This window comes from Actinospineispora acaciae DSM 45401, from assembly GCF_000620785.1.
Classification (GTDB): Bacteria; Actinomycetota; Actinomycetes; order Mycobacteriales; family Pseudonocardiaceae; genus Pseudonocardia; species Pseudonocardia acaciae.
This window is the reverse complement of record NZ_JIAI01000047.1, coordinates 1-8,914: the sequence shown is the minus strand read 5'-3', so window position 1 is coordinate 8,914 and position 8,914 is coordinate 1. Positions and strand designations below refer to the sequence as shown.

Genomic DNA, 8,914 nt, shown 5'->3' with positions numbered 1-8,914 from the left:
ACCTCGGCCATGATCCAGCGGTGCAGGCCGCGGTGGCGGCCCAGCGGGCTGGCGTCGACCAGCTCCAGGCAGGCCTCCAGCTCCCAGCGGGTGCGCACGAACGGGATCATCAGGTGCAGGTTCGGGCACCGCTCTCGGACCTCGGCCAGTGCGCGCAGCTCGATGGCGAACACCTCGGGTTCGTGCAGGTACCGGTAGGCACCCCGGTAGCCGATCATCGGGTTGCGCTCGACGGGTTCGAGCTCCTCGCCTCCGCGTAGGCCGCGGAACTCGTTGCTGCGCAGGTCGGTGGTGCGGTAGATGACCGGGCGGGGGGCGAACGCCGCGCCGATGCGTCGCAGCGACGCCGCCAGCTTCTCGACGAACCGGTCCTGTTCGCCCCGGGCGATCAGGTCGCGCGGGTGGCGCCCGTCGAGGGCCTCGGTGAGCAGGAACTCCGCGCGCAGCAGGCCGACCCCGTCCACCGCGAGGGCGGCGGCGCGTTCGGCGGCCTCGGGCACGGCGACGTTCACGTACAGCCGGGTGCCGGTCACGGTGGGGGCACCGGCGCTGGTCGGTGCCGGCCCGGGTTCGATACGGGCGCGGGCCTGGGTGCCAAAGGGGTGCTCGTCGACGCGGCCGGCCAGCACCTCGCCGGCGGCGCCGTCCACGGTCACCAGCTGGCCGTCGCGCAGGACGCTGGTCGCGGTGCCGGCGCCCACCACGGCGGGCACACCGAGCTCGCGGGCCACGATCGCGGCGTGGCAGGTCATCCCGCCGCTGTCGGTGACCAGCGCGGCGGCCCTGCGGATCGTGGGCAACCAGTCCGGGTTGGTCAGCTCCGCGACCAGGATCTCACCCGCGTGGAGCGCGCCGCCCTGGTCCGGGCTGGTCAGCACCCGCACCTGGCCGCAGACTCGGCCCGGTGAGGCGGCCAGGCCTCGGGCCAGCACGGCCGCCCGCCCGTCGCGGGCGTCGCCGCCACCGAGGGCGGTGATCGGGCGAGCCTGGACCAGCCACAGCCGGCCGTCGGCCATCGCCCACTCGATGTCCTGCGGGGCGCCGTAGTGCTCCTGCACCCGCAGCGCGAGGCGGGCGATGTCGGTGACCTCGGCGTCGGTGAGCACTCGGGCCGCGGCCCGTTGCGGGTCCAGCGGCCGGCGCAGGTCGCGGCCGTCCGGGCCGCGCACGATCTCCACGTTCTGATGCCCGACGGTGGTCGAGACCAGCCCGAGGTCCGGGGTGGACAGGACATGGGTGTCCGGTTGCACGGTGCCGGAGACCACCACCTCGCCCTGGCCGAACGCCGCCTCCACCACCACCCGGTCGCGCCGGCCGCTGGCCGGGTCGGCGGTGAACACGATGCCCGCCCGCTCGGCCGGGATCATCCGCTGGACCACCACCGCGATCGCCGGCTCGGCGGCCATCCCCCGTTCCGCGCGGTAGGCGACCACCCGGGGAGCCACCGCCGAGACCCAGCAGTCCACGATCCGGGCCAGCAGCTCCTCGGCGCCGTGCACGTTGGTGAAGGTGGCGTTCATGCCGGCGAAGGAGGCATCGCTCGCATCCTCGCCAACGGCCGAGGAGCGCACCGCCACCGTCTCCGGCGCTGCGCTCGCCGGTTCGCCCAGCGCGGCGTAGGCGGCGCGGATCTCGTCGGCCAGCGGCTCGGGCAGGCCGGCCCGGCGGACCAGCCCGGCCATCCGTTCGCACAACCCGTCCAGCTCGGTCGGCGCGGCCGCAAGCGCGTCGGCGTGCAGCCGGGCAAGCTGGTCGCGCACGCCGCCGCGCCGCATCGACTCCAGGTAGGAGTCCGCTGTGAGCGCGAACCCGGCGGGAACCGGGAACCCGGCACCGATCAGCTCCCCCAGGTTGGCCGCCTTGCCACCGACCGTCGCCGCGTCGGCGAGCGACACCGCTCCCAGGTCCCGTACCCACTGCGCCAGCGTCGTGGTCACGACCGCACCGTCCCTTTCAGCTCATTCGTTCGAGAGTTCGCACCGGCCGGCGAGGCGGGGGCGTCGGCCGGGACGATCACCACAGGGACCTCGGAGCGCAGCGCGCAGTGCAGCCCGACCGGGCCGAGCAGCGCCTTGGCCAGCCCGGACCGGCTCCGGCGGCCGATCACCACAAGGTCCGCGTCGCGAGCCGCGGCCAACAAGACCCCCGCCGCCGGCCCGGCCAGCACCCGGATCTCCACGGGCACGCTCGCCAGCCGAGGGTCCGCCCCGGCCAACCCTGCGACCATCCGCCAGGCCCGCGCACCCAGCTCGACGGTCGAGCCGATGAGGCTCGCTGACGTGTTGCGACCGCCCGCACCGTGGCCCGTCGATCGCCGTTCGGACGGGTCGTAGGCCCACACCAGCCGCACTCCGGCGCCTCGCCGCGACGCCTCGGCCAGTGCGTACCGCAGTGCGTTGCGGGACGGCGCCGAGCCGTCGATCCCGACCACGACCATCCCTGGCCGCCGGGCCGGCGGGCCGGCGGTCTGACCGGCGCTGGAAGCGACGTCGACCCCGGCCTCGGAGACGCTCATTCCGATCGCCCGGACCACATCGGCTCCACCCGCTCCCACTCGGCATCCAGGCCCGCCGCGTGAAGGCAAGCCATCCCCGAGTTGGTGAGCAGCCACAGCGATGCCAGCAGCAACCAGCCCGCGAGCACCGTCACCACCCCGACGACCACGGGCGCGCCCGACAACCTGGGCGGCTGCGCGGCGCGCGGCCGGCCGGCGCGGTCCACCACTACCGGCACCGGCGCACCGGCCGCGACCGCGTGGTCGACCAGCACGGACCCGCTGGCCGGGCCGGACGGGGTGGACCAGGCCACCGGCACGCTCCACGGCACGACGCCGTTCGGACCAGCACCGGCGAAGGACCGGGCGTCGCCGGTCGCGACCGCCTGCGCGGCATACTCGGCGGCCTGCACGCGCGGTCCGTGCCGTGCCAGCCCGTCGGCGGTGGCGTGCCCGGCCCAGATCCCGATCCCGACCACGGCGAATCCCGCCGCGAACAGCACCGCCAGGATGAGGGCCTCGATCCGGTCGCTCGGCCGTGCCAGCGAACCACCCGAGGACCGCCACGGCCGGCGCCTGTGATGTGTGACGTCCATGGGATGCTCCCGTGTCTCGAACCGACCTTGAGGCCACGCGTGGTGTCCGCGCTCACCCTGCGCCGGGCGGCCACCAACCGGTCAGGGGACTTCGTCGGGCATCCAGGAGCCCAAAGCCGCCCCTCCGGAAGGCCACTCGGCCATTCCGGCTACCTCTCGCGCGTGGCCTCGCGGACCACGGTCACCGTGCACGGGGCGTGCAGCACGCACGCCAGCCCGACCGAGCCGAGCAGCATGCTGCTGAACCCGCCCCGCCCGCGATGGCCCACCACCAGCAGATCGGCGTCCTCGGCGGCGTCGACCAGCACCTTCGCCGCCGGCCCCGCAGTGACGAACACGTCCACCTTCGGCGCCGTCGGGTCACCGGCCAGCAGCTGGTCCACCTCCGCCTGGGTCTGCTCGTGGGCGTTCTGGGCGATCTCCTCCGGCGTGACCCCGATCGCCGGTCCCGCCGGCAGAGCCCAGTAGCTCGGCAGCTCGTAGGCGGTGACCACACGCAGCAGCGCCGAACGCCGCCGCGCCTCCTCGGCCGCGACCTTCAGCGCCGCCAGCGACCCCTCGGAGCCGTCCACCCCGACCACGACCGTCCCGTTGTTGCTCATGTCATCTCCCTCAGATCCCTCGGATTCGTCCGATCCCGCGCCACGGTTCTGGCCCGAAGCGACGGCGACCAGCCACCAAAGCCCCCAGGCCCGGGGTATTCCGACCCCATTCGGCCGGCGGTCGGGCGGCGGGTCCTCGGCTGGAGCCGGCGGTCACTCGCGAACGGGGCCTTCTGGCCGTTACGCCCTGGCCGGGCCCGCGCCGAGACTGCTCACAAGCCGGCGCGCGAGGGCGTGCCGACCGAACGGATGGAACGGGACATGAACTCCGCCAGGCTCGACAGGGCCATCGACCGGGACACCGTGCGGCGGGCCATCGAGCTGGCCACCCGCGCGCCGTCGATCCACAACACCCAGCCGTGGCGCTGGCTCCTGGGCGAGCGCAGCGTGCACCTGTACGCCGACCTGAAGCGCTGGCTGCCCGCCACCGACGCCGACGGCCGCGACCTGCTGCTGAGCTGCGGCGCGGCCCTGCACCACCTGCGGATCGCGCTCGCCGCGGCCGGGGTCGGCGCCGCCGTGCACCGGCTGCCCAACCCCGGCGAGCCCGACCATCTGGCGGCCCTGGAGCTGTCCCCCGGCCGGACCCGCGACGCCGACCTGCGCATGGCGTCGGCGATTGCGATCCGGCGCACCGACCGCCGCGCCTACCAGGACTGGCCGGTGCCCGAGCCGTACCTGGCCGAGCTCACCGCCGCCGCGGCCGCCCAGGGCGCCACCCTGCGGGTGATCACCGAGGACCGGCCGCGCAACCAGGTCCTCCATGCCATCCACGAGGCGGCCACCGCCCAGCCGGCGACCCCCGGCTACGACCTGGAGCTGGCGCTCTGGTCGGCCCGCGACGCCAGCCCGGACGGGGTCCCGGCGGCGAACCTGCCCACCCGCCCCTCGGCCGCGGTCCCCGCCGCTCGCCGGTTCCGCCCCGGCGAGCTCGCCGACCGAGGCGGAGCCCCGGACCGGTCGACGCTGCTGGTGCTGGGCACGGCCTCCGACGACCGGCTCTGCCAGCTGCGCGCCGGCGAAGCGCTCAGCGCCGTGCTCCTGCTGGCCACCGCGTCCGGGCTGGCGACCTGCCCGCTCAGCCAACCGCTCGAGGTCGGGCACACCCGCCGCTACCTGCGCGACCAGGTGCTCGGCGGAACCCTCTGCCCACAGGTCATCCTCAGGCTGGGCTGGGCACCGTCGAGGCCCGCGCTGCCGGCCACCCCGCGCCGCCGCGCCGAGGGCGTCATCGAGCCGTTGTCGCGCTGACGAACACCCCAACCGGGCGGCACGGATGCACCACGTCGCGGTTCTCGGCTACGAATGAGCCGGTGGAACCCATCACGCGCCGGCGGCCCGGCCGATGAGCGGCGGACTGTGGGCGCGAGCGGTGACGTTCGGGCGGACGTCCGCGCTGGTGGCGGGCGCGGCGGCGGTACGAAGGCGGGACTGGCCGGCCGTGCGCGGCGACCTGGTTGCCGGGCTCACCGTGGCTGCCTACCTGGTGCCGCAGGTGCTCGCCTATGCGGGTGTCGCCGGGCTGCCGCCGATCGTCGGGCTGTGGGCGGCGGTCGCGGCCGTGGTCGGGTACGGGCTGGTCGGCTCGTCGCGCCAGCTGTCGATGGGGCCGGAGTCGACCACCGCGATCATGACCGCGATCGCCATCGCGCCGCTCGCCGCCGGACAACCGGACCGCTACGCGGCGCTGGCGGCCGCCCTCGCGCTGGTGGTTGGGGCGTTCTGCGTGCTGGGATGGGCGGCGCGGCTGGGGTTCCTGGCCAACCTGCTGTCCCGGCCGGTGCTGGTCGGCTACCTCGCCGGGATCGCCCTGATCATGATCGCCGGGCAGCTGCGCAACGTCACCGGCGCCCCGGCGGGGGGCGACACAGCGATCGCCCAGCTCACCGCGTTCCTCGCCGCCGCCGGGCAGGTCCACCCGCCCACGGTGGCGCTGGCCGTGGCCGTCCTCGGGTTCCTGTTCGGCGCCAAGCTGCTGGTCCCGCGCGTCCCGGGCCCGCTGCTGGCAGTGTTGCTGGCCTCGGCGGCGGTGGCGGCGCTGTCGCTGCGCCAGCACGGTGTGGCGGTGGTGGGAACGGTTCCGGGCGGGATACCGGCGCCCGCGCTGCCGGCTGTGACGGGCGGGGACGTCCTGGCGCTGCTCGCCCCGGCGCTGGGCGTGACCATCGTGGCCTACTCCGACACCGTGCTGACCGGCCGAGCGTTCGCCGCCCGCGCCGGCCACCGGCTCGACGCCGACCGCGAGCTGCTCGCCCTCGGCACCGCCAACATCGCCGCCGGCCTGCTGCGCGGGTTCCCGATCAGCAGCAGCGGCAGCCGCACCGCGATCGCCGAGTCCGTCGGCGCCCGCAGCCAGCTCTACTCCCTGGTCGCGGCCGTCGTGGTGCTCGCCGTGCTGTTTCTCGGCGCACCGGTGCTCGAACTGTTCCCCACCGCCGCGCTCGGCGCGCTGGTGATCTACGCCGCCGTCGGCCTGATCGACCTGCGCGAGCTGCGCCGCTTCGCCCGGTTCCGCCGCTCCGAGCTGACCCTGGCCCTGGCCACCACCGCCGCGGTGCTCATCCTCGGCGTGCTCGGCGGCGTGCTGGCCGCGGTCGGCCTGTCCATCCTGGACCTGCTGCGCAAGCTGTCCCGACCACACGACGGCATCCTCGGCTTCGTCCCCGGCCTTGCCGGCATGCACGACGTCGACGACTACCCTCACGCCGAGCGGCTCGACGGGCTGGTCGTCTACCGCTACGACGCCCCGCTGTGCTTCGCCAACGCCGACAACTTCCGCCGCCGCGCGCTGGCCGCCGTCGACAACGCCCCGACCCCCACCAGGTGGCTGCTGCTCAACACCGAGGTGATCACCGAGCTCGACATCACCGCCGCCGACACGCTCGCCGCCCTGCGCGACGAGCTCGCGCACCGCGACATCGTGCTGGCCATGGCCCGCGTGAAACAGGACCTGAGGACCGACCTGCGCCGCGCCGGGCTGCTCGACCGCATCGGCCCGGACCGGATCTTCCCCACCCTGCCCACCGCCGTGCAGGCCTACCAACGCACGACCGGATAGCTCCTATCTGGGCAGTGGGCGGTGCTGACCACGCAGCACATCCAGGCGCTGCCGGTACTCGTCCTCGTCGATCTCTCCACGCGCGAAGCGCCCGGCGAGCAGCCGCTCGGGGGTGGGCCGGCCGCCAGGCGTGGTGCGGTCGGGCCGGGCTTGCGCGCGGACCAGCAGGACGATCCCGGCGATGATCAGCACCCAGAACAGGACGGTGCTCACCGCCGTCACCATGGCCCCCCACGTGCCCATTCCATCTCCATACCACGACATCGCGGTAGCTCCTCGGTCTCTCGATGTGCCCACGGTCCGTCCGGCGCGGGCTATGCCAACGCGGGCCCGATCGGGGCCGGGGTGAGCGCCAGCCGCGCCGCGCGGGCCCGCTCACGGGCCTGGACCGCGATGGTCCGCACCACGGTGACCGTGCACGGGGCGTGGAGCACGCAGTGCAGGCCGACCGAACCGAGCAGGGCGCTGGCGAGGGCGCCTCGACCCCGGTGCCCGATCACCAGCAGGTCGGCGCGGGCGGCCTGCTCGACCAGCACGCCCGCCGGAGCCCCCAACAGCGCCTGCACGTCGACGGGAACTCCCGCCAGCCGGGGCCGGGCGGCCACCAGCTCACCCACGAGGTCCCGCAGCCGCCTCTCAATCAAGCCGGTTGCCTCCGCGACGCTGGACGACGACCGCCGGGTGAAGGGCAGCGGCCAGTCCTCGACCAGCCCGAACACGCTCACCACGCGGACGGCCGTGCCCTGCGCGGCGGCCGCGTCGAGCGCGTACTCCAAGGCTGCCTCGGCCGCCTCGGAGTCGTCCACCCCGACCACGATCGTCCTGCGAGCGCTCATCTCGTCATCCCATCCGCTGTCTGTCCCGGCCACCCTGCGCTCGACACCACGCCGGTCCCAGGGGCGAACGGCCCGACCCTCCGGGGGCGTTCGGCTCAACCGCGCCGGGTGTGGCCAACGACCGGCGCGAGCGGTGCCGAAAGCCTCTCCCCCGCGCTGCGCCGCCCGGTCGATGCTCGGTTCACCGGAACCGGAAAGGGCAGGACGGCGCGATGAGCAAACAGGCGATCCCACCGCCCCCGGGCGACCGCCCGCCCCCCGGCGCGCCGCCCACCCCACCGGCGTGGCAGCGCTGGCTGTGGCCGATCGCGGTCGTCCTGCCCCTGCTGCTGGCGGTGTGGCTGCCCAGCCTGGCCAGCGGCGCGGCGGCCGAGCAGCTGACCTACTCGCGGTTCCTGACCGCCGTCGACGGTCACCAGGTCAAGACGATCACCATCGAGACCGACGGCCAGGCGCGCGGCGGCCTGACCGACGGGCGCAGGTTCGCCACGGTGATCCCGCCGCAGGCGGGCCCGGGCCTGCTGGACCGCCTCTCGGCCGCGCAGGTGGAGGTCACCGCCGCGCCGCCCCGGTCCTCGACCGGCGAGCAGCTGCTGTCCTGGCTGATCCTCCTCGCCCCGATGCTGCTGGTCTTCTGGTTCTGGCGTCGCGCCTCGGGAACCGGCCAGCTGCAGGGCGTCTTCGGCGCCGGCAAGGCCAAGGCGAAGGTCTTCGACACCGAACGGCCGAAGACCACCTTCGCCGAGGTCGCCGGCTACCAGGGCGCGAAGGCCGAGATCGTCGAGGTGGTCGACTTCCTGCGCCAGCCCGAGCGCTACCGCCGCGCCGGAGCCACCGCGCCGCGCGGCGTACTCATGATCGGCCCACCCGGGACCGGCAAGACCCTGCTGGCCCGCGCCGTGGCCGGGGAGGCCGACGTGCCGTTCTTCTCCGTCGTCGGGTCCAGCTTCGTGGAGATGTACGTCGGCGTCGGCGCCGCCCGGGTCCGCGACCTGTTCGCCGAGGCCCGCAAGCGCGCCCCCGCGATCGTGTTCGTCGACGAGCTCGACGCCATCGGCGCCCGCCGCGCCGGCACCCACGCCATGGTCTCCAACGACGAACGCGAACAGACCCTCAACCAGCTGCTCGCCGAGATGGACGGCTTCGACCCCGGAGAAGGCATCGTCGTCCTCGCCGCCACCAACCGCCCCGAGGTCCTCGACCCCGCGCTGATGCGACCCGGCCGCTTCGACCGCCAGGTCACCATCCCGCTGCCCACCCAGACCGAACGCGCCGCCATCCTCGCCGTGCACTGCCGCCACAAGCACCTCGACCCCGGCGTCGACCTG

9 protein-coding genes are annotated in these 8,914 nt (G+C 74.8%); 3 read left to right on the top strand and 6 right to left on the bottom strand.

Annotation, left to right across the window (positions count from 1 at the left end; all coding sequences use genetic code 11):
* The 4 genes from ppsA to N912_RS0147660 form a co-directional block, all read right to left on the bottom strand.
* Nucleotides 1-1,937, bottom strand: a 1,937-nt coding sequence (ppsA, locus tag N912_RS0147675) for a phosphoenolpyruvate synthase (RefSeq protein ID WP_028927967.1), incomplete at its 3' end; no start/stop codon positions are given.
* Nucleotides 1,934-2,515 carry a universal stress protein gene (locus tag N912_RS59510; protein ID WP_051581809.1) on the bottom strand — a complete coding sequence of 194 codons (582 nt, stop codon included), beginning with the start codon at nt 2,513-2,515 and terminating at the stop codon, nt 1,934-1,936. The genes ppsA and N912_RS59510, both read right to left, overlap by 4 nt.
* Nucleotides 2,512-3,090, bottom strand: coding sequence for a hypothetical protein (locus tag N912_RS61420; protein WP_051581808.1), 579 nt, complete (start codon nt 3,088-3,090; stop codon nt 2,512-2,514). The genes N912_RS59510 and N912_RS61420 overlap by 4 nt, the downstream gene beginning before the upstream one ends.
* A gap of 149 nt (nt 3,091-3,239) precedes the next feature.
* On the bottom strand, nt 3,240-3,692 hold the full coding sequence (locus N912_RS0147660) for a universal stress protein (RefSeq protein WP_028927966.1): 453 nt from the start codon (nt 3,690-3,692) through the stop codon (nt 3,240-3,242).
* Between the two features lie 261 nt (nt 3,693-3,953).
* Here N912_RS0147660 and N912_RS0147655 point away from each other — a divergent pair, with 261 nt between their 5' ends.
* Nucleotides 3,954-4,943 carry an Acg family FMN-binding oxidoreductase gene (locus tag N912_RS0147655; RefSeq protein ID WP_037070406.1) on the top strand — a complete coding sequence of 330 codons (990 nt, stop codon included), beginning with the start codon at nt 3,954-3,956 and terminating at the stop codon, nt 4,941-4,943.
* A gap of 94 nt (nt 4,944-5,037) precedes the next feature.
* Nucleotides 5,038-6,750 carry a SulP family inorganic anion transporter gene (locus tag N912_RS0147650; protein ID WP_084212105.1) on the top strand — a complete coding sequence of 571 codons (1,713 nt, stop codon included), beginning with the start codon at nt 5,038-5,040 and terminating at the stop codon, nt 6,748-6,750.
* A 3-nt stretch (nt 6,751-6,753) separates the two neighbouring features.
* On the opposite strand, the gene N912_RS0147645 is transcribed toward N912_RS0147650, so the two are convergent.
* Both N912_RS0147645 and N912_RS59500 read right to left on the bottom strand, forming a co-directional pair.
* Nucleotides 6,754-6,993: an SHOCT domain-containing protein gene (locus tag N912_RS0147645; RefSeq protein WP_245645963.1), complete on the bottom strand. Its 240-nt coding sequence runs from the start codon at nt 6,991-6,993 to the stop codon at nt 6,754-6,756.
* 71 nt (nt 6,994-7,064) lie between these two features.
* The gene (locus N912_RS59500) at nt 7,065-7,586 is read right to left on the bottom strand and encodes a universal stress protein (protein ID WP_051581806.1); all 522 of its coding nucleotides are present in this window, start codon (nt 7,584-7,586) and stop codon (nt 7,065-7,067) included.
* A 212-nt stretch (nt 7,587-7,798) separates the two neighbouring features.
* On the opposite strand from N912_RS59500, the gene N912_RS66715 reads away from it, so the two are divergent.
* The coding region (locus N912_RS66715) for an ATP-dependent metallopeptidase FtsH/Yme1/Tma family protein (protein ID WP_028927962.1) at nt 7,799-8,914 on the top strand (1,116 nt) is incomplete at its 3' end.